The organism is Mycobacterium sp. E2238 (assembly GCF_001672665.1).
In the GTDB taxonomy this organism is placed as follows: Bacteria; Actinomycetota; Actinomycetes; order Mycobacteriales; family Mycobacteriaceae; genus Mycobacterium.
This window is the reverse complement of sequence record NZ_LZKF01000255.1, coordinates 81,776-107,592: the sequence shown is the minus strand read 5'-3', so window position 1 is coordinate 107,592 and position 25,817 is coordinate 81,776. Positions and strand designations below refer to the sequence as shown.

Genomic DNA, 25,817 nt, shown 5'->3' with positions numbered 1-25,817 from the left:
TGTGCCCCGTGACGAAAAGCCGGTCGGCGTAGCGGTACTCGGGTTCGGCAACGTCGGAAGCGAAGTTGTCCGCATCATCGAGGACAGCGCCGACGACCTCGCGGCTCGGGTGGGCGCGCCGCTGGTGTTGCGCGGCGTCGGAGTGCGGCGGGTCGCCGCCGACCGCGGTGTCCCGATCGAGTTGCTCACCGACAACATCGAGGAACTCGTCTCCCGCGAGGACGTCGACATCGTCTTGGAGCTGATGGGGCCGGTCGAACCTGCCCGCAAGGCCATCCTGCGCGCGCTCGAGCACGGCAAATCCGTCGTCACGGCGAACAAGGCGCTGCTGGCGACCTCCACCGGGGAATTGGCGCAGGCCGCCGAAAACGCCCACGTCGACCTGTATTTCGAGGCGGCGGTTGCCGGTGCGATCCCGGTCATCCGCCCGCTTACCCAGTCGCTGGCGGGTGACACCGTGCTGCGGGTCGCCGGCATCGTCAACGGCACCACCAACTACATCCTGTCCGCAATGGACAGCACCGGCGCCGACTACCAGACCGCGCTGGCCGAGGCGAGCGCGCTGGGCTACGCCGAGGCCGATCCCACGGCCGACGTCGAAGGCTACGACGCCGCGGCCAAAGCCGCGATCCTGGCATCGATCGCCTTTCACACCCGAGTCACCGCCGACGACGTCTATCGCGAGGGCATCACCAAAATCACCCCGGCCGACTTCGTCTCCGCGCGGTCGCTGGGCTGCACCATCAAGCTGCTGTCCATCTGCGAGCGCATCCCGGGCGACGATGGACAGGAACGGGTCTCGGCCCGCGTCTACCCGGCGCTGGTGCCGTTGTCGCACCCGTTGGCCACCGTCAACGGGGCGTTCAACGCCGTGGTGGTCGAGGCCAAGGCGGCCGGTCGGCTGATGTTCTACGGGCAGGGCGCCGGTGGCGCACCCACCGCATCCGCGGTCACCGGTGACTTGGTGATGGCCGCCCGCAACCGGGTGCTGGGCAGCCGCGGGCCGAAAGAATCCAAGTACGCCCAGCTTCCCATCGCCCCAATGGGTTTCATCAACACCCGCTACTACGTCAGCATGAACGTCGCCGACAAGCCCGGAGTGTTGTCCACGGTGGCAGCCGAATTCGCCAAGCGCGAGGTGAGCATCGCCGAGGTCCGGCAGGAGGGCGTGTCCGACGAGGGCGGGCGACGGGTGGGCGCCCGTGTCGTGGTGGTCACCCACAGCGCCACCGACGCCGCGCTCTCCGAAACCGTCGATGCGCTGGCGGATTTGGATGTCGTGCAAGGCGTTACCAGTGTGCTGCGATTGGAAGAGACCGGTTCATGAGCGTCCCGCATACCGCCGTGCACCAACCGTGGCCCGGACTGATCGCGGCGTACCGCGACCGGCTGCCGGTCGGCGACGACTGGACCCCGGTCACCCTGCTCGAGGGCGGCACCCCGCTGATCGCGGCAACTCGTCTCTCGGAAAAGACCGGCTGCACGGTCCACCTCAAGGTCGAGGGCCTCAACCCGACCGGCTCGTTCAAGGACCGGGGCATGACCATGGCGGTCACCGACGCACTGGCGCGGGGCCAACAGGCCGTGTTGTGCGCCTCGACCGGCAATACCTCGGCGTCGGCGGCGGCATACGCCGCACGGGCGGGCATCACCTGCGCGGTGCTCATCCCGCAGGGCAAGATCGCGATGGGCAAGCTGGCGCAGGCGGTCATGCACGGCGCCAAGATCATTCAGATCGACGGCAACTTCGACGACTGCCTGGAACTGGCTCGCAAAATGGCCGCCGACTTCCCGACGATCGCGTTGGTCAACTCCGTCAACCCGGTCCGCATCGAGGGCCAGAAGACGGCGGCGTTCGAGATCGTCGACGCGCTGGGTGCCGCGCCGGACGTTCACGCTCTTCCGGTGGGCAACGCGGGCAACATCACCGCGTACTGGAAGGGCTACACCGAGTACCACCAGGACGGCGTGATCGACAAGCTGCCCCGGATGCTGGGCACCCAGGCGGCCGGCGCCGCGCCACTGGTACACGGCGCCCCGGTCAGCAACCCCGAGACGATCGCGACCGCGATACGGATCGGCGCGCCCGCCTCGTGGGCGGCCGCGGTCAACGCGCAGCAGCAGTCCAACGGACGGTTTCTGGCCGCCACCGACGAGGAGATCCTCGCGGCGTATCACCTGGTGGCCGAAAGTGAAGGCGTCTTCGTCGAGCCCGCCTCGGCGGCCAGCATCGCGGGTCTGCTCAAGGCCGTTGACGACGGTTGGGTCGCGCGCGGATCGACCGTGGTGTGTACGGTGACCGGCAATGGCCTCAAGGACCCCGACACGGCGCTGAAGGACATGCCGACCGTCTCCCCGCTGCCGGTTGATCCGGTGCTCGTCGTCGAGAAGCTGGGGCTCTCCTGAATGAGAACCTGTCGGTGAGCCAGATGCTGCCCGCCGGGCTGGTAGCGAGCGCCGTGGTGTCGGCGTCCAGTGCCAACCTCGGTCCCGGTTTCGACAGCATCGGTTTGGCGCTGAGCCTCTGCGATGAGATCGTCGTGGAGACAACGGATTCCGGCCTGGTCGTGCTGGTCGAAGGGGAGGGTGCCGAACAGGTGCCGCGGGGCCCCGAACACCTGGTGGTGCGCGCCGTGGAATGCGGACTGCGCGCCGTGGGCGTCCACGCCCCGGGCCTGGTGGTCCGCTGCCGCAATGCCATTCCGCACTCCCGCGGTCTGGGCTCTTCCGCGGCGGCCGTGGTCGGAGGCCTGGCTGCGGCCAATGGTCTTGTGGCGCAGACGGATTGGAAACCGCTGAGCGATGCCCAGCTGATCCAGCTGTCCTCTGAGTTCGAGGGCCACCCCGACAACGCCGCGGCGGCCGTGCTGGGTGGTGCGGTGGTCTCCTGGATCGACCGCTCCGGTGACCGTCCCCGGTATTCCGCGGTGCCCGTGCGCCTCCACCCGGACATCCGGCTGTACTGCGCGATACCCCAGGAGCGCTCGTTGACCGCGGAGACCCGGGTGTTATTGCCCGCCCAGGTGAGTCACGAGGACGCCCGGTTCAACGTCAGCCGCGCCGCCTTGCTGGTGGTGGCGTTGAGCGAACGTCCGGACATGCTCATGCCGGCCACCGAGGATGTGCTCCATCAACCGCAGCGCGCTCCCGCGATGCCGGCCTCCGCGGAATATTTGCGACTGTTGCGGCGTCATAACGTGGCAGCGACACTTTCGGGGGCCGGTCCGGCGCTGATTGCGCTGAGCATTGCGCAGGAGTTACCCACGGAAGTGCTGGAGTACGGGGCCGCGAACGGATTTGCCCTCACTGAGATGACCGCCGGCGAAGGAGTTCGCTGGAGCCCGGGAGTCACAGTCCCTGGTTGATCCACAGCGTGGCCGGAGGGTTTGCTTGCTTCCAGGCAGGATGCGGGCTATCCTCGGACCCGTCCAGCAATCGCAGCATCTGCATCTGCATACATACTGCCTTGCCGCTAGGACAACACCAATTCTTCTCGTGGACGAGGTTCGCCGCTTACTCCGCCGATTAAGGCGATCACCGTTGCAGAGTCGATATTTGGGCGCACTCGGCGATTTGGCTGAATGCAACGAACCCCCCGGATGACCTGATCAGCGGGGGAAGAAAGGAAATCCGTGACCGATACGGACCTGTTCACGGCTGACGCGAGCACCGAAAGCAACGAGGTGCCGAGCGCTGTGACCCCAGACACACCCGATGTCAAAACCAAAGCCACGGTTGGCTCGCTGTCGACCATGGTGCTTCCCGAATTGCGCGCGTTGGCTAACGAGGTCGGCGTCAAGGGAACGTCGGGCATGCGCAAGAACGAACTCATCGCCGCCATAAAGGAAATCAGGGGACAGTCCAACGGGACTTCCGCCCCTGCCACCCCCGAGGACGGCGCCAAGTCCGAGGCCGCCGGCGCCGAAGCGCCTTCCGGCGAGGACCACCAGAACGGTTCGACAACCGAGGCGCCCCGCCGCGAACGGCGCAGCGCCTCCCGCGAGCCGGGATCAGCCCGCACCGCCGACGAAGCGGATGGCGAGCGCTCACGCAACCGCGAGGGCAATGCGACCGGCGAGGACCACACCCGCCAGGGCGGCAAGCGCGACAACCAGAGCGACGAGCGCGGCCAGGACTCCGGCAGCGAGCAAAGCGGTGATCAGCAGGGCTCGGGCGGCCAGCAGCCTCGTGGCGGCTCGAACCAGCAGGACGACGACGGCGAGGGTCGTGGAGGCAGGCGTGGTCGCCGCTTCCGCGATCGCAGGCGTCGCGGTGAGCGGTCCGGCGAGGGCGGCGACACCGAACTGCGCGAGGACGACGTCGTGCAGCCGGTCGCCGGAATCCTTGACGTTCTCGACAATTACGCGTTCGTCCGCACCTCCGGTTACCTGGCCGGTCCGCACGACGTCTACGTGTCCATGAACATGGTGCGCAAGAACGGCCTGCGCCGCGGCGACGCGGTGACCGGCGCGGTCCGCGTGCCGAAGGACGGCGAACAGCCCAACCAGCGTCAGAAGTTCAACCCGCTGGTCCGCCTGGACAGTGTCAACGGCGGGCCGGTCGAGGACGCAAAAAAGCGCCCCGATTTCTCCAAGCTGACGCCGCTCTACCCGAACCAGCGGCTTCGCCTGGAAACCACCCCGGACCGGCTGACCACCCGGGTCATCGACCTGATCATGCCGATCGGTAAGGGCCAGCGCGCCCTGATCGTTTCGCCGCCGAAGGCCGGTAAGACGACCATCCTGCAGGACATCGCCAACGCGATCACCAGGAACAACCCGGAATGCCACCTCATGGTCGTGCTCGTCGATGAGCGCCCCGAGGAGGTCACCGACATGACGCGTTCCGTCAAGGGTGAGGTCATCGCCTCGACCTTCGACCGGCCGCCGTCGGACCACACCTCCGTCGCCGAACTGGCCATCGAGCGCGCCAAGCGGCTCGTTGAGCAGGGCAAAGACGTGGTGGTGCTACTCGACTCGATCACCCGTCTGGGCCGCGCCTACAACAACGCGTCGCCCGCGTCGGGCCGGATCCTCTCCGGTGGTGTCGACTCGACCGCGCTGTACCCGCCCAAGCGTTTCCTGGGTGCCGCACGAAACATCGAGGAAGGCGGATCGCTGACGATCATTGCCACGGCAATGGTCGAGACCGGGTCCACCGGTGACACCGTCATCTTCGAGGAGTTCAAGGGCACCGGTAACGCCGAGCTCAAGCTGGACCGCAAGATCTCCGAACGACGGGTCTTCCCGGCGGTCGACGTGAACCCCTCCGGTACCCGCAAGGACGAGCTGCTGCTCTCGCCGGACGAGTTCGCGATCGTGCACAAGCTGCGCCGCGTGCTGTCGGGTCTGGACTCTCACCAGGCCATCGACCTGCTGATGTCGCAGCTGCGCAAGACCAAGAACAACTACGAGTTCCTGGTGCAGGTATCCAAGACGACACCGGGATCGATGGACAACGACTGACCGCGGGGCGCGTTCTACGGCGTGTCGTCACCGCGACACTTAAACCACGCAGACGACACGCCGGCAAACCCCGCCATGGTTTATGTCTCGCGGCAACCCAGGCGCCGGGAATGCCGACGGGTACCCCGTTGTTTGGGAGAACAGCGGTTGACCCGGCATAATCGGTGCTCGACAAGATCGAAGAGGACAGCATGAAATCTGACATTCATCCCGCTTACGCGGAGACCACCGTGCACTGCGGGTGCGGAAACACGTTCCAGACCCGCAGCACGAAGCCGGGCGGCAACATCGTCGTCGAGGTGTGCTCGCAGTGCCACCCGTTCTACACCGGCAAGCAGAAGATTCTGGACAGCGGTGGCCGCGTGGCGCGCTTCGAGAAGCGGTACGGCAAGCGCAAGGGTGCGGACAACACCGACAAATAGCTGCGTTGCCGACGCCCGAACTGTGCGAGAGCACAGGCCGGGCGTCGGTTTGCGTTTACGGCAAATGAGAACGCGGGGCTGAACGGGCAGGAGGTGAGATGTGACGCAGCCGGTGCAGACCATTGATGTGCTGCTGGCCGAACACGCCGAGCTCGAACAACGGCTGGCGGATCCCGACCTGCACAGCAATCCCGCCGAGGCGCGCAAAGCCGGCCGCCGGTTCGCCCGATTGGCTCCGATCGTCGCGACGTATCGCAAGTTGGAGTCGGCGCGCGGTGACCTGGAGGCGGCGCGCGAGTTGGCCGCCGACGACGAGTCGTTCGCCAACGAGGTGCCCGAACTGGAATCACGGGTCGCCGAGCTGGACACCCAACTCACTGACATGCTGGCCCCGCGCGACCCGCATGACGCCGACGACATCGTCCTCGAGGTCAAATCCGGCGAGGGCGGCGAGGAATCGGCTTTGTTCGCGGCGGATCTGGCCAGGATGTACATCCGCTACGCCGAGCGGCACGGCTGGAACGTGACCGTGCTGGACGAGACGACGTCGGACCTTGGTGGCTATAAGGACGCGACGCTCAGTATCGCCAGCAAGGGCGACTCCGCCGACGGAGTGTGGTCGCGCATGAAGTTCGAGGGCGGGGTGCACCGGGTGCAGCGCGTCCCCGTGACGGAATCCCAAGGCCGCGTACACACTTCGGCGGCGGGCGTATTGGTCTATCCCGAGCCAGAAGAAGTGGGCGAGGTGCAAATCGACGAGTCGGATCTGCGCATCGACGTGTACCGCTCGTCCGGCAAGGGCGGGCAGGGGGTGAACACCACCGACTCCGCGGTGCGAATCACGCACCTGCCTACCGGCATCGTGGTCACGTGCCAGAACGAACGCTCACAGCTGCAGAACAAGACGCGGGCGTTGCAGGTGCTGGCCGCCCGCCTGCAGGCTTTGGCCGAAGAGCAGGCGCTGGCCGACGCGTCGGCCGACCGGGCCAGCCAGATCCGGACCGTCGACCGCAGCGAACGCATTCGCACCTACAACTTCCCGGAGAACCGGATCACCGACCACCGAATCGGTTACAAGGCACACAATCTCGATCAAGTACTCGACGGGGACCTGGACGCGATGTTCGACGCCTTGGGTGCCGCCGACAGACAGTCCCGGTTGCAACAGGCATGAGTACGTTGCGGCGCGCGATCGACTCCGCTACGGCGACGCTCGCCGAAGCGGGAATCGATTCCGCCCGCTGGGACGCCGAGGAGCTCGCCGCGCACCTGACGGGCACCGAGCGCGGCCGGCTGGCCTTGCTCGACTCGCCCGGCGACGACTTCCTCGGTCGTTACCGCGATGTCGTGGCCGCACGCTCCCGGCGGGTGCCCCTGCAGCATCTCACCGGCGCAGCCGCGTTCGGACCGCTGATGCTGCACGTCGGCCCCGGCGTCTTCATCCCGCGCCCGGAAACCGAGGCCCTCTTGGCGTGGGTGACCGAACAGCGCCTCCCCACCCGGCCCGTCATCGTCGATCTGTGCACCGGTTCAGGCGCATTGGCGGTGGCGCTGGCCCAGCACCACCCCACGGCGCGGATCATCGGCATCGATGACTCCGGGTCGGCCCTCGAGTACGCGCGTCGCAACGCGGCGGGCACCCCGGTCGAACTCCTGCGGGCTGACGTCACAGCCCGTGGACTGCTTCCCGAACTGGACGGCGGAGTCGACTTGGTGGTGGCCAATCCGCCCTACGTTCCCGACGCGGCGGCGGTGGAACCCGAAGTCGCCCAACACGACCCACGTCATGCGGTGTTCGGCGGCCCGGACGGAATGGCGGTGATCGGCCCCATCGTCCGCCTGGCCGGACGCTGGCTTCGGCCGGGCGGCATCTTTGCCGTCGAACATGACGACACTACGTCCCAGCAGACCGTCGAGTTGATCTGTGAGACAGGGCTTTTCGATGACGTCGCGGCCCGTCATGACCTGGCCGGCCGGCCGAGGTTCGTCACCGCCCGCAGAAGGAGCGGCGCTGATGACTGAAGTCTTCGACTGCTCCGATCCCGACCAACGTTCGCGGGGAATCGCCTCGGCGGCAGGGGCGCTTAAGGGTGGCCGATTGGTCGTCATGCCGACCGACACCGTCTACGGCATCGGCGCCGACGCTTTCAATAGCGCCGCCGTGGCCGCCCTGCTTTCGGCGAAGGGGCGGGGACGCGATATGCCGGTCGGCGTGCTGGTCGGCTCGTGGCACACCATCGAGGGTCTCGTCTACACCATGCCGGACGGGGCGCGCGACCTGATCCGCGCATTCTGGCCGGGCGCGCTGAGCCTGGTGGTGACGCAGGCGCCGTCGCTGCAGTGGGACCTCGGCGATGCACGCGGCACCGTGATGCTGCGGATGCCGCTGCACCCGGTCGCCATCGAGCTGTTGCGCGAAGTCGGGCCCATGGCGGTGTCCAGCGCGAACGTGTCCGGCCGTCCGCCCGCGGTGGATGCCGGCGAGGCCCGTAATCAGCTCGGCGATCTCGTCGACGTCTATCTCGACGCGGGGACGGCCGAGCAGCAGGCCGCCTCCACGATCGTCGACCTCACCGGTCCCGCCGCGCGGATCCTGCGGCCCGGCCCGGTGAGCGCCGAACGGATCGCGGAAGTGCTCGGCGTGGACCCCGAAAGCCTGACCGCCCAGGCCTAACCCGAGCGGTTCTCTGGTTGCCAGGTTGGTGCAGTACGGTCTCGACGTGTCCAGCGACGTAACCGACCTTGCCAGTGGTTTGCTCGCCCTGGCCGACCGCGGCACCGGTGTCCCGCTGCGCGAGCTTGCACTCGTTGGACTGACCGCGGCCATCATCACGTACTTCGCCACCGGTCCCGTGCGCGTGCTCGCCACCCGGCTGGGTGCGGTTGCCTATCCGCGGGAACGTGACGTACACGTGACCCCGACCCCCCGCATGGGCGGACTGGCGATGTTCCTCGGCGTCCTTTCGGCGGTCTTCCTGGCGTCCCAGCTTCCGGCGCTCACCCGCGGGTTCGTCTATTCGACGGGTATGCCGGCGGTGCTGGTGGCCGGCGCGGTGATCATGGGCATCGGCCTCATCGACGATCGTTGGGGGCTCGACGCCCTGACGAAGTTCGCCGGCCAGATCACCGCCGCCAGCGTGCTGGTCACCATGGGCGTGGCCTGGAGCGTCCTCTACATCCCGATCGGCGGTGTCGGCACCATCGTGCTGGACCAAGCCTCGTCGATCCTGCTCACGCTGGCGCTCACGGTGTCCATCGTCAACGCGATGAACTTCGTCGACGGACTCGACGGACTGGCCGCGGGGCTCGGACTGATCACCGCGCTGGCGATCTGCATGTTCTCGGTCGGCCTGCTGCGTGATCATGGCGGCGATGTCCTCTTCTATCCGCCCGCCGTGATCTCCGTCGTGCTCGCGGGGGCTTGTCTGGGCTTCCTGCCGCACAACTTCCACCGCGCCAAGATCTTCATGGGCGACTCGGGGTCGATGCTGATCGGCTTGATGCTCGCCGCGGCCTCCACCACCGCCGCCGGCCCCGTCTCGCAAAACGCCTACGGTGCGCGCGACGTGTTCGCGCTGCTGTCGCCGTTCCTGCTGGTGGTCGCCGTCATGTTCGTGCCGATGCTCGATTTGCTGCTGGCGATCGTGCGCCGCACCCGCGCGGGCCGCAGCGCGTTCAGCCCCGACAAGATGCACCTGCACCACCGGTTGCTGCAGATCGGCCATTCGCACCGCCGGGTGGTGTTGCTGATCTACCTCTGGGTCGGCATCGTCGCGTTCGGCGCCGCCAGCACGATCTTCTTCAATCCCCGCGATACCGCCGCGGTGATGCTGGGCGCGATCGTGGTCGCCGGCATCGCGACGGCGATCCCGCTCCTGCGCCGTCGGGACGAGTACGCAGACGAGGACTACGACAGCTAGTAGTAGTGGCGTTCTCCATATGGTACGGTGCAGGTAGAACCCCAAAAAGCCGCACAGAATGCCGGTCCATCGGACGCAGATCCGATTGGGTCGGCTGGGGATTCACGTCGGGAGATACCCCTTGGGTGATTCCACTGTGACGTGCGATACGCTCGGCGGGCCACCGATCAGTCGGTCGGGGGACTCCCGCTTCACCAACTTGGGATTGAGGTGCTGCAGTGACGACACCAGCGCAGGACGCGCCGTTGGTGTTTCCCTCTGTTGCCTTCCGCCCGGTCCGCCTGTTCGTCCTCAGCATTGCGGTCACTGCGGTGGCAGTCGTCGTCGCCGGCCTGACCGGTCACCTGATGGTCGGGGTCTTCTTCGGCGTCGGGCTGCTGCTCGGTTTGCTCAACGCCCTTCTGGTGCGCCGTTCGGTCGCGTCGATCACCGCGAAAGAGCACCCGCTGAAAAGCACGATGGCGCTCAATTCTGCTACCCGGCTTGCCATCATCACGATCATCGGGCTGATCATCGCCTACATTTTCCGGCCCGCCGGCTTGGGTGTCGTGTTCGGGCTGGCGCTTTTCCAGGTCTTGTTAGTGGCATCGACGGCGCTTCCGGTCTGGAAGAAGCTGCGTGCCGGTGACTGGGCGGACGCCCATCCCGCGGACGGAGGCGGCTTGACGGCGGGAGCGGAAGGAACGGAAGGAAGAGGCAGCAGCGATGACTGAGACGACGTTCCTGGCCGCCGCGATCGAAGTTGGTGAGCACAACCAGGCCAAATGGCTCGGGCTTACGGTCAACACCGACACAATCCTGTCGACCGCGATCGCCGCGGTGATCGTGCTGGCGCTCGCCTTCTTCCTGCGGGCGAAGATCACTTCCACCGGGGTCCCCAGCGGTGTGCAGCTGTTCTGGGAGGCCATCACCGTCCAGATGCGCGATCAGATCGAGAGTGCGGTCGGGATGCGGATCGCGCCGTTCGTGTTGCCGCTGGCCGTCACCATCTTCGTGTTCATCCTGATCTCCAACTGGCTGTCGGTGCTCCCGCTGCAGTACACCGACAAGTCCGGGCACACCACCGAACTGCTGAAGTCGGCGGCCGCGGACATCAACTACGTTCTGGCGCTGGCCCTCTTCGTGTTCGTCTGCTATCACGTGGCGGGCATCTGGCGCCGCGGCATCGTCGGCCACCCGCTCGCCGTGCTCAAGGGTCACGTGGCGTTCCTGGCCCCGATCAACCTCGTCGAAGAGCTCGCCAAGCCAATCTCGTTGTCGCTCCGACTTTTCGGCAACATCTTCGCCGGCGGCATCCTGGTCGCGCTGATCGCGCTCTTCCCGCCGTACATCATGTGGGCGCCCAACGCGATCTGGAAGGCCTTCGACCTGTTCGTCGGGGCGATCCAGGCGTTCATCTTCTCGATCTTGACCATCCTCTACTTCAGCCAAGCCATGGAGATCGAGGAACATCATGACTGAGTCCACCATGAATCGCTTTGTCCCACACACCATTACAGAGGCCTGGTAGACCGCTACCAGCTATCAAGGAGGATAAGAATGGCTCTGGACCCCCAAGTCGCTGCCGCTGCGCTCATCGGCGGTGGACTCATCATGGGCGGTGGCGCGATCGGCGCCGGTATCGGTGACGGTATCGCCGGTAACGCGCTGGTCTCCGGCATCGCCCGGCAACCCGAGGCGCAAGGCCGGCTGTTCACGCCGTTCTTCATCACCGTCGGTCTGGTCGAGGCGGCCTACTTCATCAACCTGGCGTTCATGGCGCTGTTCGTCTTCGCCACACCCGTCGGCACCTAGTTCGCTGTGATGGGTGACGCGAGTCTGAGCGTTCTGGCATCCAGCCAGGTTGTGGCAGAGGGAGGCAACAACTTCCTCGTTCCCAACGGCACCTTCTTCTTCGTGCTGGCCATCTTCTTGATTGTGCTGGCCGTCATCGGCACCTTCGTCGTGCCGCCGGTCATGCGGGTGTTGCGCGAACGCGACGCCATGGTTGCCAAGACGGCCGCCGACAACAAGAAGGCGGCCGAGCAGTTCGACGCCGCCAAGGCCGACTACGAAGAGGCCCTGACGGAGGCGCGGGTTAAGGCGTCGTCGCTGCGCGACAATGCCCGCGCCGAGGGCCGTAAGGTGGTCGAAGACGCGCGCGCCAGTGCCGAGCAACAGGTGATGTCGACGTTGCAAATGGCCTCCGAGCAACTCAAGCGGGAGAGAGACGCCGTGGAGCTGGATCTGCGCGCCAACGTGGCGGCCATGTCGGCGACGCTGGCCAGCCGGATCCTCGGCGTCGAAGTGGCCCCGGCCACCGCGGCAACATCGGCAACCGGGAAATCTGGACGGTAATCGCGTATGTCGACATTCATCGGGCAGTTGATCGGTTTCGCGGCCATCGTGCTTTTGGTCATGCGTTACGTCGTGCCGCCGGTACGTCGTCTGATGGCCGCCCGCCAAGAGACCGTGCGCCAACAGCTGAAAGACTCTGCGGCAGCGGCAGATCGGTTGAGCGAGTCGACCACGGCCCACAGCAACGCGGTGGAATCCGCCAAGACCGAAGCCGAGCGGCTGGTCGAAGAAGCCGAGACGGACGCCGGCCGCATCGCCGAACAGTTCCGGACCCAGGGCGGCGTCGAGTCCGAACGCATCACCGCGCAGGGTGCCCGCCAGGCCGACCTGCTGCGCACCCAGCTGAGCCGCCAGCTTCGCCTGGAGCTCGGTCACGAGGCGGTGCGTCAGGCGGGCGAGCTGGTGCGTAACTACGTCGCCGACCCCGCGCAACAAGCGGGTACCGTCGATCGCTTCCTGGACGACCTCGAAGCGATGGCCCCGGCACCCGCGGAGGTCCAATACCCGCTGCTGGCGAAGATGCGCTCCGCCAGTCGGGTGGCGGTTGCCAGCCTGGCGGAGCGGTTCAGCGACATAGCCAAAAACCTTGACAATAAGGCACTTTCCAGCCTGTCCGCCGAGCTGGTTTCGGTCGCCGAAATGCTGGACCGGGAGATCGTTGTCACCCGGTACCTGACCGTGCCCGCCGAGGATGCGGCGCCCCGGATCCGGCTGATCGAGCGGCTGGTCTCGGGCAAGGTCGCCGATGCCACGCTCGACGTTCTGCGGATGGCCGTCTCGGAGCGTTGGTCGGCCAACTCCGATTTGGGCGACGCGATCGAGCACATCTCGCGCCAGGCCTTGCTCGAGGTCGCCGAACGCGAGGACAAGGTCGACGACGTGGAAGACCAGTTGTTCCGGTTCTCCCGCATCCTGGACGCACAGCCCCGGCTCGGGATCCTGTTGGGCGACTACGGCGTTCCGGTTGAAGGCCGAATCGACCTGCTTCGCAAGGTTCTTGACAGTGCCAGCGCCCGGGTCGACCCGATCGTCGTGGCGCTGCTGACCCAAACCGTCCAACTGCTCAGGGGCGAGTCCGCCGAGGAGGCCTTCCAGTTCCTGGCGAAAGTCGCGGTGGCGCGCCGCGGCGAGATCGTCGCGCGGGTCAGTGCGGCGGCCGAACTCAGCGACGCCCAACGATCTCGCCTCACCGACGTGCTCGGCCGTATCTACGGCCATCCGGTGACGGTGCAGCTGCAGGTCTCCGACGAACTGCTCGGCGGTCTGCTCATCTCCGTGGCAGACGAAGTGATTGACGGGACACTCGCTTCTCGCCTCGCCGCAGCGAAGGCGCAACTGCCGGACTGACACCAACCACCTACCACAACCACACGCGAACGAAGATCAAGTAGGAAGACGAAAAGCCATGGCCGAGTTGACAATCTCCGCTGATGACATCCAGAGCGCCATCGAGGAGTATGTAGGCTCTTTCACCTCCGACACCTCCCGCGAAGAGGTCGGTACCGTCGTCGAGGCCGGGGACGGCATCGCGCACGTCGAAGGCCTGCCCTCCGTCATGACCCAGGAGCTGCTCGAGTTCCCGGGCGGGGTCCTGGGCGTCGCATTGAACCTCGACGAGCACAGCGTCGGCGCGGTGATCCTGGGTGACTTCGAGAAAATCGAAGAGGGCCAACAGGTCAAGCGCACCGGCGAGGTCCTGTCCGTCCCCGTCGGCGACGCGTTCCTGGGCCGCGTCGTCAACCCGCTCGGCCACCCCATCGACGGCCGGGGAGACATCGACACCGACACGCGCCGCGCGCTGGAGATCCAGGCGCCGTCCGTGGTGCAGCGGCAAAGCGTGAGCGAGCCGCTGCAGACCGGCATCAAGGCCATCGACGCGATGACCCCGATCGGTCGCGGTCAGCGGCAGCTGATCATCGGTGACCGCAAGACCGGCAAGACCGCCGTCTGCGTGGACACGATCCTCAACCAGCGCGAGAACTGGGAGAGCGGCGACGAAAAGAAGCAGGTCCGCTGCGTCTATGTGGCGATCGGCCAGAAGGGCACCACGATCGCCTCGGTCCGTCGGGCCCTCGAAGAGGGTGGCGCGATGGACTACACCACCATCGTCGCGGCCCCGGCTTCCGACTCCGCCGGCTTCAAATGGCTTGCGCCGTACACGGGTTCGGCGATCGCCCAGCACTGGATGTACGACGGCAAGCATGTGCTGATCGTCTTCGACGACCTGAGCAAGCAGGCCGAGGCGTACCGCGCGATCTCGCTGCTGCTGCGCCGCCCGCCGGGTCGCGAGGCCTACCCCGGTGACGTGTTCTACCTGCACTCGCGGCTGTTGGAACGCTGCGCGAAGCTCTCCGACGACCTCGGGGGTGGCTCGCTGACCGGTCTGCCGATCATCGAGACCAAGGCCAACGACATCTCGGCCTACATCCCGACCAACGTCATCTCGATCACCGACGGCCAGTGCTTCCTGGAGTCCGACCTGTTCAACCAGGGTGTGCGGCCGGCCATCAACGTTGGTGTGTCGGTGTCCCGCGTGGGCGGTGCGGCGCAGATCAAGGCCATGAAAGAGGTGGCCGGGTCGCTGCGTCTGGACCTGTCGCAGTACCGCGAACTCGAGTCGTTCGCGGCCTTCGCTTCGGACCTGGACGCGACGTCCAAGGCGCAGCTGGAGCGCGGTGAACGGCTGGTTGAGCTGCTCAAGCAACCGCAATACCAGCCCATGCCGGTTGAGGAGCAGGTGGTTTCGATCTTCCTGGGCACCGGCGGTCACCTGGACTCCGTGCCGGTGGAAGACGTCCGGCGCTTCGAAACCGAGTTGCTGGACCACATGCGGGCGTCGGAAGAGAAGTTCCTGGCCGGTGTCCGCTACAGCGGAAAGCTCTCCGAAGAGGGCGAGAACCAGCTGACCGAGATCATCAACAACTTCAAGAAGGGCTTCGCTGCCACCGGCGGTGGATCGGTGGTGCCCGACGAGCACGTCGAGCCCTTGGACGAGGAGGATCTCGAAAAGGAGTCGGTCCAGGTCAAGAAGGAGAAGCCGAAGGACAAGAAGGACTCCAAGAGCGGTAAGGACAAGAAGTAGCTAACAATGGCTGCCACACTTCGCGAACTACGCGGCCGAATTCGTTCGGCAGGGTCGATCAAAAAGATCACCAAGGCCCAGGAGATGATCGCGACATCGCGCATCGGTAAGGCGCAGGCTCGGCTGGAAGCCGCTAGGCCCTATGCGTTTCAGATCACCGCGATGTTGACCACGCTGTCGTCCGAAGCCGCCCTCGATCACCCGCTGCTGGTCGAGAGAGAAGAACCCAAGCGGGCCGGCGTTCTGGTGGTGTCCTCCGACCGCGGGTTGTGCGGGGCGTACAACTCCAGCATCTTCCGCCGGGCCGAGGAGTTGTTCTCGCTGCTGAGGGAGGAAGGCAAGACGCCGGTCGTGTACACGGTCGGCCGGAAGGCGCTGAACTACTTCAAGTTCCGCAACTGGGACATCACCGAATCGTGGACGGGCTTCTCCGAGCAGCCCAGCTACGAAAACGCCGCGGAGATCGCTTCGACTCTCGTCGAGACGTTCATGAAGGGTGCGGGCGACGACGAGTCGTCGGACGACCAAGGCGTGGACGAACTGCACATCGTCTACTCGGAGTTCAAGTCGATGATGTCGCAGGCAGCGGTGGCCCACCGCATCGCCCCGCTGGTCGTGGAATATGTCGAGGACACCGAGGAACTTCATACGCTGTATTCGTTCGAGCCAGATGCGACAACGCTTTTCGAGTCGTTGCTGCCGCGCTACGTGACGACCCGCGTCTACGCCGCGCTACTCGAGTCGGCGGCATCGGAGCTCGCGTCGCGCCAACGAGCGATGAAGTCGGCGACCGACAACGCGGACGACCTGATCAAAGAGCTGACGCTGATGGCGAACCGCGAGCGGCAGGCTCAGATCACCCAAGAGATCAGCGAAATCGTCGGCGGTGCAAACGCGCTCGCCGACGCCAAGTAGCACACGAGGAAGAAGAAAAGATATGGCTGCTACTACCGAAGCAACAGAAAAGACCGATAAGTCCACCAACTCCGAGACCAGCGGCCGCGTGGTACGAATCACCGGCCCCGTGGTCGACGTCGAGTTCCCCCGTGGATCCGTACCGGAACTGTTCAACGCACTAAACGCCGAGATCACGTTCGAGGAACTCAAGAAGACCCTCACGCTGGAGGTCGCACAGCACCTCGGCGACAACCTGGTTCGCACCATTTCGTTGCAGCCCACCGACGGCCTGGTCCGCGGCGTCGAGGTGACCGACAGCGGCAAGCCGATCTCGGTACCGGTCGGCCAAGAGGTGAAGGGTCACGTCTTCAACGCGCTCGGAGACTGCCTGGACAAGCCGGGCTACGGCGAGGACTTCGAGCACTGGTCGATCCACCGCAAGCCGCCGGCCTTCGAAGAGCTCGAGCCCCGCACCGAGATGCTCGAAACCGGGCTCAAGGTCGTCGACCTGCTCACCCCGTACGTGCGCGGTGGCAAGATCGCGCTGTTCGGCGGTGCCGGCGTGGGCAAGACGGTGCTCATCCAGGAGATGATCAACCGTATCGCCCGAAACTTCGGTGGTACTTCGGTTTTCGCCGGCGTGGGCGAGCGCACCCGCGAGGGCAACGACCTCTGGGTCGAGCTCAAAGAAGCCGACGTGCTCAAAGACACCGCGCTGGTGTTCGGTCAGATGGATGAGCCGCCCGGCACCCGTATGCGGGTGGCGCTGTCGGCGCTGACGATGGCGGAGTGGTTCCGCGACGAGGCCGGCCAGGATGTGCTGCTGTTCATCGACAACATCTTCCGCTTCACCCAAGCGGGTTCCGAGGTGTCGACACTGCTCGGCCGCATGCCGTCGGCCGTGGGTTACCAGCCGACGCTGGCCGACGAGATGGGCGAGCTGCAGGAGCGCATCACGTCGACGCGCGGCCGCTCGATCACGTCGATGCAGGCGGTCTACGTGCCCGCCGACGACTACACCGACCCCGCGCCGGCGACGACGTTCGCTCACCTGGACGCGACGACCGAGCTGTCGCGCTCGGTGTTCTCCAAGGGAATTTTCCCCGCGGTGGACCCGCTGGCATCGAGCTCGACCATCCTGGACCCGAGCGTCGTCGGTGACGAGCACTACCGGGTGGCGCAGGAGGTCATCCGAATCCTGCAGCGGTACAAGGACCTCCAGGACATCATCGCCATCCTCGGTATCGACGAGCTGTCGGAAGAAGACAAGCAGCTCGTTCAGCGCGCACGACGCATCGAGCGGTTCCTCTCGCAGAACATGATGGCGGCCGAGCAATTCACGGGTCAGCCGGGTTCGACGGTGCCGCTGAAGGAGACCATCGAGGCGTTCGACCGTCTGACCAAGGGCGACTTCGACCATATACCGGAGCAGGCGTTCTTCTTGATCGGCGGCCTCGACGACTTGGCCAAGAAGGCCGAAGGCTTCGGCGCCAAGTTGGATTCCTGAGGCGTGAGTGAAACGGCTCTGAAAGGCTCTGTGGCATGGCTGAATTGAACGTTGAGATAGTCGCGGTCGACCGGAAGATATGGTCGGGCGAGGCAACGTTTCTGTTCACCCGCACCACCGTCGGTGAAATCGGCATTCTGCCCAGGCATATCCCTGTTGTCGCCCAGTTGGTCGACGACGCGATGGTGCGCGTCGAGCGCGAAGGCGAAGACGATCTGCGGGTCGCCATCGAAGGTGGGTTCCTGTCGGTCACCGAGGAGACGGTGACGGTCCTGGCCGAGTCCGCCGCTTTCGAATCCGAGATCGACGAAAGCGCCGCCAGGGAGGAATCCGAGTCCGACGACCCGCGCATCGCGGCGCGGGGGCGCGGCAGGTTACGCGCCGTCGGCGCAATCGACTAGCCGCCTCGGGTAAGACAGTGAGCGCGCCCATGATCAGCATGGTCGCGCTCGTTGTCGTCTTGGCGGGCGCGGTCGTCGCGCTGAGCTATCGGTTGTGGAAGCTGCGCCAGGGCGGCACGGCGGGAATCATGCGGGACATCCCCGCGGTCGGAGGTCACGGCTGGCGTCACGGCGTGATTCGGTACCGCGGCGGCGAGGCGGCGTTCTACCGACTGTCCAGCCTGCGATTATGGCCGGACCGTCGAATCAGCCGCAGGGGAGTGGAGATCGTCGCCCGGCGTGCGCCGCGCGGCGACGAATTCGACATCATGACCGACGAGATCGTCGTGGTGGAGCTGCGCGATACGACCCAGGACCGCAGGACCGGTTACGAGATCGCGCTGGACAAGGGCGCTTTGACGGCCTTCCTGTCCTGGCTGGAGTCCCGTCCGTCACCACGCGCTCGTCGCCGCAGCGTTTAAGCCCTGCGCCGCAGGCTAACCCGCGCTCGGTGTGCCTCCGCCGGGCTTCCACAACACGTCGCCGTCGGGGTTTGCCGCGCGCGCCAGGATGAAAAGCAGATCCGAGAGGCGGTTCAGGTATTTCGCCGGAAGCACGTTGATCTGCTGCGGCGTGGCATCGATCGCCGCCCACGCCGAGCGCTCCGCTCGACGGACGATGGTGCGGGCGACGTGCAACATTGCCGACAACGGCGAACCGCCCGGCAGCACAAAGGAATTCAGCGCGGCCAGGTGCTCGTTATATTTGTCACACCAGACCTCCAGTCGATCGATGTAGGGCTGGGTGATTCGCAGCGGGGGATATTCGGGGTTTTCCACCACCGGGGTCGACAGGTCAGCGCCGGCGTCGAACAGATCGTTCTGGATCTGCCGCAGCACGCCCGCGATTTCCTCGTCGGGCTGCCCCATCGCGATCGCGACGCCGATCGCCGAGTTGGCCTCGTCGCAATCGGCGTACGCGACCAGGCGGGGGTCGTTTTTGGAGACCCGCGAGAAGTCACTCAACCCCGTCGTGCCGTCGTCACCGGTTCGGGTATAGATGCGGGTCAGGTGTATCGCCATGAGCAAAACGGTACTGCGCCCCGGGTAGGCATGACGGCTCGGCTCGATTGCCCGCCTCCTCTTCGCTGCGCTGGGCGGAGTGCGTCGTCGCCGAGCTGGGCTCACTGACAAGCCGATACCGCTTCACTAGACTGACGCGGGTGGCTGAGCGATTCGTGGTGACCGGCGGCAACCGGTTGTCCGGCGAAGTCGCAGTGGGCGGCGCCAAAAACAGTGTGCTCAAGCTGATGGCCGCGACCCTGCTGGCCGAAGGCACAAGCACCATCACCAACTGCCCCGACATCCTCGATGTGCCTTTGATGGCCGAGGTGTTGCGTGGGCTCGGTGCCACCGTCGAGCTCGACGGCGACGTCGCCCGCATCACCTCGCCCGACGAGCCGAAATACGACGCCGATTTCGCCGCGGTGCGCCAGTTCCGCGCATCGGTCTGCGTGCTGGGTCCGCTGGTCGGCCGGTGCAAGCGGGCCAGGGTTGCGCTGCCGGGCGGTGACGCGATCGGGTCTCGTCCGCTCGACATGCACCAGTCGGGCCTGCGCCAACTGGGCGCGCAATGCAACATCGAGCACGGCTGCGTCGTCGCCCAAGCCGACACGTTGCGCGGTGCGGAGATTCAGCTGGAGTTTCCGTCGGTGGGAGCCACCGAGAACATCCTGATGGCCGCCGTCTTGGCCGAGGGCGTAACCACGATCCACAATGCGGCGCGCGAGCCCGATGTCGTGGACCTGTGCACCATGTTGAATCAAATGGGCGCGCAGGTCGAAGGTGCGGGTTCGCCGACCATGACCATCACCGGCGTTCCCCGGCTACACCCGACCGAGCACCGCGTGATCGGGGACCGCATCGTCGCCGCCACGTGGGGCATCGCGGCCGCAATGACCCGAGGCGACATTTCGGTGACGGGCGTCGACCCGGCCCACCTCCAGGTGGTGCTGCATAAACTGCACGACGCCGGCGCCACCGTCACCCAAACGGACGACAGCTTCCGGATCACCCAGTACGAGCGCCCCAAAGCCGTCAACGTCGCGACGCTGCCGTTCCCCGGTTTCCCGACCGACCTGCAGCCGATGGCGATCGCCCTGGCGTCCATCGCCGACGGCACGTCGATGATCACGGAAAACGTTTTCGAGGCGCGCTTCCGCTTCGTCGAAGAAATGATCCGGTTGGGCGCCGACGCCCGCACGGACGGTCACCATGCCGTCGTACGTGGACTGCCGCAATTATCGAGCGCCCCGGTGTGGTGTTCGGACATTCGGGCCGGCGCCGGCCTGGTGCTGGCGGGGCTCGTCGCGGACGGTGACACCGAGGTCCACGACGTCTTCCACATCGATCGCGGCTACCCCTTGTTCGTCGAAAACCTGGCGATTTTGGGAGCGGAGATCGAGCGGGTAGAGTAACCAAAGTCAGTGCCCCGCAGGGCCGGTCGCCACACCAGGCGGTCGACACCCCGGGCGCTTGACTCCCTCGCTGGATTGGTACTAGCCTGGCACGGCTGCTCCCGAAACGGTCTCTGGAAGACCAAAACTGGGAGTTGACTCCACTGCCGGACTTGTATTAAGCTGGCAGGGTTGCCCCAAAACGGGCGAAACAAGTGTTGTTTGAGAACTCAATAGTGTGTTTGGTCTTTTTATTTGTTGTTGTTTTTGGCCATACCTAGCACTCCCCGTGTGTGGGTATGGCAATTTTTGATGCCAGTTATTTGGTGTCTTTTTGTTAGGTCAGATTTTCTCTGATTTGAAATTCACCTCGTTCTGCGAGGAGATTTTGTTTGGAGAGTTTGATCCTGGCTCAGGACGAACGCTGGCGGCGTGCTTAACACATGCAAGTCGAACGGAAAGGCCCCTTCGGGGGTACTCGAGTGGCGAACGGGTGAGTAACACGTGGGCAATCTGCCCTGCACTTCGGGATAAGCCTGGGAAACTGGGTCTAATACCGGATAGGACCACTTGGCGCATGCCTTGTGGTGGAAAGCTTTTGCGGTGTGGGATGGGCCCGCGGCCTATCAGCTTGTTGGTGGGGTGATGGCCTACCAAGGCGACGACGGGTAGCCGGCCTGAGAGGGTGTCCGGCCACACTGGGACTGAGATACGGCCCAGACTCCTACGGGAGGCAGCAGTGGGGAATATTGCACAATGGGCGCAAGCCTGATGCAGCGACGCCGCGTGGGGGATGACGGCCTTCGGGTTGTAAACCTCTTTCACCATCGACGAAGGCTCACTTCGTGAGTTGACGGTAGGTGGAGAAGAAGCACCGGCCAACTACGTGCCAGCAGCCGCGGTAATACGTAGGGTGCGAGCGTTGTCCGGAATTACTGGGCGTAAAGAGCTCGTAGGTGGTTTGTCGCGTTGTTCGTGAAATCTCACGGCTTAACTGTGAGCGTGCGGGCGATACGGGCAGACTAGAGTACTGCAGGGGAGACTGGAATTCCTGGTGTAGCGGTGGAATGCGCAGATATCAGGAGGAACACCGGTGGCGAAGGCGGGTCTCTGGGCAGTAACTGACGCTGAGGAGCGAAAGCGTGGGGAGCGAACAGGATTAGATACCCTGGTAGTCCACGCCGTAAACGGTGGGTACTAGGTGTGGGTTTCCTTCCTTGGGATCCGTGCCGTAGCTAACGCATTAAGTACCCCGCCTGGGGAGTACGGCCGCAAGGCTAAAACTCAAAGGAATTGACGGGGGCCCGCACAAGCGGCGGAGCATGTGGATTAATTCGATGCAACGCGAAGAACCTTACCTGGGTTTGACATGCACAGGACGCGTCTAGAGATAGGCGTTCCCTTGTGGCCTGTGTGCAGGTGGTGCATGGCTGTCGTCAGCTCGTGTCGTGAGATGTTGGGTTAAGTCCCGCAACGAGCGCAACCCTTGTCTCATGTTGCCAGCGGGTAATGCCGGGGACTCGTGAGAGACTGCCGGGGTCAACTCGGAGGAAGGTGGGGATGACGTCAAGTCATCATGCCCCTTATGTCCAGGGCTTCACACATGCTACAATGGCCGGTACAAAGGGCTGCGATGCCGTAAGGTTAAGCGAATCCTTTTAAAGCCGGTCTCAGTTCGGATCGGGGTCTGCAACTCGACCCCGTGAAGTCGGAGTCGCTAGTAATCGCAGATCAGCAACGCTGCGGTGAATACGTTCCCGGGCCTTGTACACACCGCCCGTCACGTCATGAAAGTCGGTAACACCCGAAGCCAGTGGCCTAACCCTTTGGGAGGGAGCTGTCGAAGGTGGGATCGGCGATTGGGACGAAGTCGTAACAAGGTAGCCGTACCGGAAGGTGCGGCTGGATCACCTCCTTTCTAAGGAGCACCACGAAAAACACCCCAATTGGTGGGGTGTAAGCCGTGCGGGGTTCTCATCTGTAGTGGATGAGGGCCGGGTGCACAACAGCAAATGATTGCCAGACACACTATTGGGCCCTGAGACAACACTCGGCCAGTCCGTGTGGTGTCCCTCCATCTTGGTGGTGGGGTGTGGTGTTTGAGTATTGGATAGTGGTTGCGAGCATCTAAACGGATGCGTTGCCGGCAACGGTCGCGTATTCGTTGAAATGTGTAATTTCTTCTTTGGTTTTTGTGTGTATGTAAGTGTTTAAGGGCGCATGGTGGATGCCTTGGCATCGAGAGCCGATGAAGGACGTGGGAGGCTGCGATATGCCTCGGGGAGCTGTCAACCGAGCTTTGATCCGAGGATTTCCGAATGGGGAAACCCAGCACGAGTGATGTCGTGTTACCCGCATCTGAATATATAGGGTGCGGGAGGTAACGCGGGGAAGTGAAACATCTCAGTACCCGTAGGAGAAGAAAACAATTGTGATTCCGTTAGTAGTGGCGAGCGAACGCGGAACAGGCTAAACCGCACGCATGTGTAACCGGGTAGGGGTTGTGTGTGCGGGGTAGTGGGATTGATATGTCTCAGCTCTACCTGGCTGAGGGGTAGTCATAAAGTGTCGTGGTTAGCGGAAGTGGCCTGGGACGGCCCGCCGTAGACGGTGAAAGCCCGGTACGCGAAAACCCGGCACCTACCTTGTATCAACTCCCGAGTAGCAGCGGGCCCGTGGAATCTGCTGTGAATCTGCCGGGACCACCCGGTAAGCCTAAATACTTCTCGATGACCGATAGCGGATTAGTACCGTGAGGGAATGGTGAAAAGTACCCCGGGAGGGGAGTGAAAGAGTACCTGAAACCGTGTGCCTACAATCCGTCAGAGCCTCCTTGTGGGGTGATGGCGTGCCTTTTGAAGAATGAGCCTGCGAGTCAGGGACACGTCGCGAGGTTAACCCGTGCGGGGTAGCCGCAGCGAAAGCGAGTCTGAATAGGGCGCATCCCCTTTGGGGTGTAGTGGCGTGTTCTGGACCCGAAGCGGAGTGATCTACCCATGGCCAGGGTGAAGCGCGGGTAAGACCGCGTGGAGGCCCGAACCCACTTAGGTTGAAGACTGAGGGGATGAGCTGTGGGTAGGGGTGAAAGGCCAATCAAACTCCGTGATAGCTGGTTCTCCCCGAAATGCATTTAGGTGCAGCGTTACGTGTTTCACCACGGAGGTAGAGCTACTGGATGGCCGATGGGCCCTACTAGGTTACTGACGTCAGCCAAACTCCGAATGCCGTGGTGTATAGCGTGGCAGTGAGACGGCGGGGGATAAGCTCCGTACGTCGAGAGGGAAACAGCCCAGATCGCCGGCTAAGGCCCCTAAGCGTGTGCTAAGTGGAAAAGGATGTGCAGTCGCAGAGACAACCAGGAGGTTGGCTTAGAAGCAGCCACCCTTGAAAGAGTGCGTAATAGCTCACTGGTCAAGTGATTGTGCGCCGATAATGTAGCGGGGCTCAAGCACACCGCCGAAGCCGCGGCAACCGCAAGGTTGGGTAGGGGAGCGTCCCCCATGCAGCGAAGCTACCGGGTAACCGGTGGTGGAGTTTGGGGGAGTGAGAATGCAGGCATGAGTAGCGATAAGGCAAGTGAGAACCTTGCCCGCCGTAAGACCAAGGGTTCCTGGGCCAGGCCAGTCCGCCCAGGGTGAGTCGGGACCTAAGGCGAGGCCGACAGGCGTAGTCGATGGACAACGGGTTGATATTCCCGTACCCGTGTGTGGGCGTCCCTGACGAATCAGCGGTACTAACCACCCAAATGGTGGTCTATCAATCCCTTCGGGGTGCGAGGATCGCCGGCTGCGTGGGACCTTCGCTGGTAGTAGTCAAGCAATGGGGTGACGCAGGAAGGTAGCCGTACCAGTCAGTGGTAATACTGGGGCAAACCTGTAGGGAGAGCGATAGGCAAATCCGTCGCTCATTAATCCTGAGAGGTGATGCATAGCCGATTGAGGTGAATTCGGTGATCCTCTGCTGCCAAGAAAAGCCTCTAGCGAGCACACACACGGCCCGTACCCCAAACCGACACAGGTGGTCAGGTAGAGCATACCAAGGCGTACGAGATAACTATGGTTAAGGAACTCGGCAAAATGCCCCCGTAACTTCGGGAGAAGGGGGGCCGGAATACCGTGAACACCCTTGCGGTGGGAGCGGGATTCGGCCGCAGAAACCAGTGGGTAGCGACTGTTTACTAAAAACACAGGTCCGTGCGAAGTCGCAAGACGATGTATACGGACTGACGCCTGCCCGGTGCTGGAAGGTTAAGAGGACCCGTTAACCGTAAGGTGAAGCGGAGAATTTAAGCCCCAGTAAACGGCGGTGGTAACTATAACCATCCTAAGGTAGCGAAATTCCTTGTCGGGTAAGTTCCGACCTGCACGAATGGCGTAACGACTTCCCAACTGTCTCAACCATAGACTCGGCGAAATTGCACTACGAGTAAAGATGCTCGTTACGCGCGGCAGGACGAAAAGACCCCGGGACCTTCACTACAACTTGGTATTGGTGTTCGGTACGGTTTGTGTAGGATAGGTGGGAGACTGTGAAACCCCAACGCCAGTTGGGGCGGAGTCGTTGTTGAAATACCACTCTGATCGTATTGGACACCTAACGTCGAACCCTTATCGGGTTCACGGACAGTGCCTGGCGGGTAGTTTAACTGGGGCGGTTGCCTCCTAAAATGTAACGGAGGCGCCCAAAGGTTCCCTCAACCTGGACGGCAATCAGGTGTTGAGTGTAAGTGCACAAGGGAGCTTGACTGCGAGACTTACAAGTCAAGCAGGGACGAAAGTCGGGACTAGTGATCCGGCACCCCCGAGTGGAAGGGGTGTCGCTCAACGGATAAAAGGTACCCCGGGGATAACAGGCTGATCTTCCCCAAGAGTCCATATCGACGGGATGGTTTGGCACCTCGATGTCGGCTCGTCGCATCCTGGGGCTGGAGCAGGTCCCAAGGGTTGGGCTGTTCGCCCATTAAAGCGGCACGCGAGCTGGGTTTAGAACGTCGTGAGACAGTTCGGTCTCTATCCGCCGCGCGCGTCAGAAACTTGAGGAAACCTGTCCCTAGTACGAGAGGACCGGGACGGACGAACCTCTGGTATACCAGTTGTCCCACCAGGGGCACGGCTGGATAGCCACGTTCGGACAGGATAACCGCTGAAAGCATCTAAGCGGGAAACCTTCTCCAAGATCAGGTTTCTCACCCTTTTAGAGGGATAAGGCCCCCCGCAGACCACGGGATCGATAGGCCAGACCTGGAAGCCCAGTAATGGGTGTAGGGAACTGGCACTAACCGGCCGAAAACTTACTTATACACAATCGCAACCACTTTTCAGTTCCAGCGACTATTAGTCGCGGGACGCTCTG

The 25,817-nt window shown here is 64.0% G+C and carries 21 protein-coding genes and 2 rRNA genes; 22 read left to right on the top strand and 1 reads right to left on the bottom strand.

What is annotated here, in order from left to right:
• Nucleotide 1: 1 nt before the first annotated feature.
• From A5711_RS24415 to A5711_RS24325, 19 genes are all read left to right on the top strand, one after another.
• Nucleotides 2–1,327 (top strand): homoserine dehydrogenase, encoded by a 1,326-nt coding sequence (locus A5711_RS24415; RefSeq protein WP_067951044.1) that lies wholly within the window; start codon nt 2–4, stop codon nt 1,325–1,327.
• On the top strand, nt 1,324–2,406 hold the full coding sequence (thrC, locus tag A5711_RS24410; protein ID WP_067951042.1) for a threonine synthase: 1,083 nt from the start codon (nt 1,324–1,326) through the stop codon (nt 2,404–2,406). Before A5711_RS24415 ends, thrC begins: the two co-directional genes overlap by 4 nt.
• 23 nt (nt 2,407–2,429) lie before the next feature.
• A complete protein-coding gene (gene thrB, locus A5711_RS24405) occupies nt 2,430–3,365 on the top strand; it encodes a homoserine kinase (protein WP_067951039.1) in 936 nt (311 codons plus the stop codon).
• 267 nt (nt 3,366–3,632) lie between these two features.
• The gene (rho, locus tag A5711_RS24400) at nt 3,633–5,465 is read left to right on the top strand and encodes a transcription termination factor Rho (protein WP_067951038.1); all 1,833 of its coding nucleotides are present in this window, start codon (nt 3,633–3,635) and stop codon (nt 5,463–5,465) included.
• Between the two features lie 191 nt (nt 5,466–5,656).
• Nucleotides 5,657–5,887 (top strand): 50S ribosomal protein L31, encoded by a 231-nt coding sequence (gene rpmE / locus A5711_RS24395; RefSeq protein WP_067951093.1) that lies wholly within the window; start codon nt 5,657–5,659, stop codon nt 5,885–5,887.
• Between the two features lie 100 nt (nt 5,888–5,987).
• Nucleotides 5,988–7,061 carry a peptide chain release factor 1 gene (gene prfA, locus A5711_RS24390; RefSeq protein WP_067951036.1) on the top strand — a complete coding sequence of 358 codons (1,074 nt, stop codon included), beginning with the start codon at nt 5,988–5,990 and terminating at the stop codon, nt 7,059–7,061.
• Nucleotides 7,058–7,909: a peptide chain release factor N(5)-glutamine methyltransferase gene (gene prmC / locus A5711_RS24385; RefSeq protein ID WP_067951034.1), complete on the top strand. Its 852-nt coding sequence runs from the start codon at nt 7,058–7,060 to the stop codon at nt 7,907–7,909. Before prfA ends, prmC begins: the two co-directional genes overlap by 4 nt.
• The gene (locus A5711_RS24380) at nt 7,902–8,561 is read left to right on the top strand and encodes an L-threonylcarbamoyladenylate synthase (RefSeq protein ID WP_067951033.1); all 660 of its coding nucleotides are present in this window, start codon (nt 7,902–7,904) and stop codon (nt 8,559–8,561) included. Before prmC ends, A5711_RS24380 begins: the two co-directional genes overlap by 8 nt.
• A 28-nt stretch (nt 8,562–8,589) precedes the next feature.
• Entirely contained in the window at nt 8,590–9,807 is a 1,218-nt protein-coding gene (locus A5711_RS24375) for a glycosyltransferase family 4 protein (RefSeq protein ID WP_156673462.1), read from the top strand.
• Between the two features lie 218 nt (nt 9,808–10,025).
• Nucleotides 10,026–10,520, top strand: coding sequence for an ATP synthase subunit I (locus tag A5711_RS24370; RefSeq protein ID WP_067951031.1), 495 nt, complete (start codon nt 10,026–10,028; stop codon nt 10,518–10,520).
• Nucleotides 10,513–11,268 carry a F0F1 ATP synthase subunit A gene (gene atpB, locus A5711_RS24365; RefSeq protein ID WP_067281249.1) on the top strand — a complete coding sequence of 252 codons (756 nt, stop codon included), beginning with the start codon at nt 10,513–10,515 and terminating at the stop codon, nt 11,266–11,268. Before A5711_RS24370 ends, atpB begins: the two co-directional genes overlap by 8 nt.
• Nucleotides 11,269–11,352: 84 nt before the next feature.
• Complete coding sequence (locus A5711_RS24360; RefSeq protein WP_024636915.1) at nt 11,353–11,601, top strand: F0F1 ATP synthase subunit C; 249 nt, start codon at nt 11,353–11,355, stop codon at nt 11,599–11,601.
• Between the two features lie 9 nt (nt 11,602–11,610).
• A complete protein-coding gene (locus tag A5711_RS24355; RefSeq protein ID WP_067951029.1) occupies nt 11,611–12,144 on the top strand; it encodes a F0F1 ATP synthase subunit B in 534 nt (177 codons plus the stop codon).
• Between the two features lie 6 nt (nt 12,145–12,150).
• Entirely contained in the window at nt 12,151–13,491 is a 1,341-nt protein-coding gene (locus tag A5711_RS24350) for a F0F1 ATP synthase subunit B/delta (RefSeq protein WP_067951028.1), read from the top strand.
• A gap of 58 nt (nt 13,492–13,549) precedes the next feature.
• The gene (gene atpA, locus A5711_RS24345; protein WP_067951026.1) at nt 13,550–15,226 is read left to right on the top strand and encodes a F0F1 ATP synthase subunit alpha; all 1,677 of its coding nucleotides are present in this window, start codon (nt 13,550–13,552) and stop codon (nt 15,224–15,226) included.
• A gap of 6 nt (nt 15,227–15,232) precedes the next feature.
• Nucleotides 15,233–16,141, top strand: a complete 909-nt coding sequence (locus A5711_RS24340) for a F0F1 ATP synthase subunit gamma (RefSeq protein WP_067951025.1) — start codon at nt 15,233–15,235, stop codon at nt 16,139–16,141.
• Between the two features lie 22 nt (nt 16,142–16,163).
• Nucleotides 16,164–17,630: a F0F1 ATP synthase subunit beta gene (gene atpD / locus A5711_RS24335; protein WP_067951023.1), complete on the top strand. Its 1,467-nt coding sequence runs from the start codon at nt 16,164–16,166 to the stop codon at nt 17,628–17,630.
• A 35-nt stretch (nt 17,631–17,665) separates the two neighbouring features.
• A complete protein-coding gene (locus A5711_RS24330) occupies nt 17,666–18,031 on the top strand; it encodes a F0F1 ATP synthase subunit epsilon (RefSeq protein WP_067951021.1) in 366 nt (121 codons plus the stop codon).
• Nucleotides 18,032–18,048: 17 nt separating this feature from the next.
• Nucleotides 18,049–18,492: a DUF2550 domain-containing protein gene (locus A5711_RS24325; protein ID WP_082953607.1), complete on the top strand. Its 444-nt coding sequence runs from the start codon at nt 18,049–18,051 to the stop codon at nt 18,490–18,492.
• Between the two features lie 15 nt (nt 18,493–18,507).
• On the opposite strand, the gene A5711_RS24320 is transcribed toward A5711_RS24325, so the two are convergent.
• Nucleotides 18,508–19,092 carry a cob(I)yrinic acid a,c-diamide adenosyltransferase gene (locus A5711_RS24320; RefSeq protein WP_067951018.1) on the bottom strand — a complete coding sequence of 195 codons (585 nt, stop codon included), beginning with the start codon at nt 19,090–19,092 and terminating at the stop codon, nt 18,508–18,510.
• Between the two features lie 140 nt (nt 19,093–19,232).
• On the opposite strand from A5711_RS24320, the gene murA reads away from it, so the two are divergent.
• The 3 genes from murA (at nt 19,233) to A5711_RS24305 (ending at nt 25,763) form a co-directional block, all read left to right on the top strand.
• Nucleotides 19,233–20,486 carry a UDP-N-acetylglucosamine 1-carboxyvinyltransferase gene (gene murA, locus A5711_RS24315; RefSeq protein WP_067951017.1) on the top strand — a complete coding sequence of 418 codons (1,254 nt, stop codon included), beginning with the start codon at nt 19,233–19,235 and terminating at the stop codon, nt 20,484–20,486.
• Between the two features lie 368 nt (nt 20,487–20,854).
• Nucleotides 20,855–22,383, top strand: a 16S ribosomal RNA gene (locus A5711_RS24310).
• A 282-nt stretch (nt 22,384–22,665) separates the two neighbouring features.
• Nucleotides 22,666–25,763: ribosomal RNA gene (locus tag A5711_RS24305) — 23S ribosomal RNA — on the top strand.
• Together the 16S and 23S rRNA genes form the textbook arrangement of a ribosomal RNA operon.
• Nucleotides 25,764–25,817 lie beyond the last annotated feature (54 nt).

Excerpts from the sequence above, each read along its gene's own strand:
- thrC (WP_067951042.1), top strand. The coding sequence starts at position 1,324 with ATGAGCGTCCCGCATACCGCCGTGCACCAACCGTGGCCCGGACTGATC.
- thrB (WP_067951039.1), top strand. The coding sequence starts at position 2,430 with ATGCTGCCCGCCGGGCTGGTAGCGAGCGCCGTGGTGTCGGCGTCCAGT.
- rpmE (WP_067951093.1), top strand. The coding sequence starts at position 5,657 with ATGAAATCTGACATTCATCCCGCTTACGCGGAGACCACCGTGCACTGC.
- prmC (WP_067951034.1), top strand. The coding sequence starts at position 7,058 with ATGAGTACGTTGCGGCGCGCGATCGACTCCGCTACGGCGACGCTCGCC.
- A5711_RS24380 (WP_067951033.1), top strand. The coding sequence starts at position 7,902 with ATGACTGAAGTCTTCGACTGCTCCGATCCCGACCAACGTTCGCGGGGA.
- atpB (WP_067281249.1), top strand. The coding sequence starts at position 10,513 with ATGACTGAGACGACGTTCCTGGCCGCCGCGATCGAAGTTGGTGAGCAC.
- A5711_RS24355 (WP_067951029.1), top strand. The coding sequence starts at position 11,611 with ATGGGTGACGCGAGTCTGAGCGTTCTGGCATCCAGCCAGGTTGTGGCA.
- A5711_RS24350 (WP_067951028.1), top strand. The coding sequence starts at position 12,151 with ATGTCGACATTCATCGGGCAGTTGATCGGTTTCGCGGCCATCGTGCTT.
- atpA (WP_067951026.1), top strand. The coding sequence starts at position 13,550 with ATGGCCGAGTTGACAATCTCCGCTGATGACATCCAGAGCGCCATCGAG.
- A5711_RS24340 (WP_067951025.1), top strand. The coding sequence starts at position 15,233 with ATGGCTGCCACACTTCGCGAACTACGCGGCCGAATTCGTTCGGCAGGG.
- atpD (WP_067951023.1), top strand. The coding sequence starts at position 16,164 with ATGGCTGCTACTACCGAAGCAACAGAAAAGACCGATAAGTCCACCAAC.
- A5711_RS24330 (WP_067951021.1), top strand. The coding sequence starts at position 17,666 with ATGGCTGAATTGAACGTTGAGATAGTCGCGGTCGACCGGAAGATATGG.
- A5711_RS24320 (WP_067951018.1), bottom strand. The coding sequence starts at position 19,092 with ATGGCGATACACCTGACCCGCATCTATACCCGAACCGGTGACGACGGC.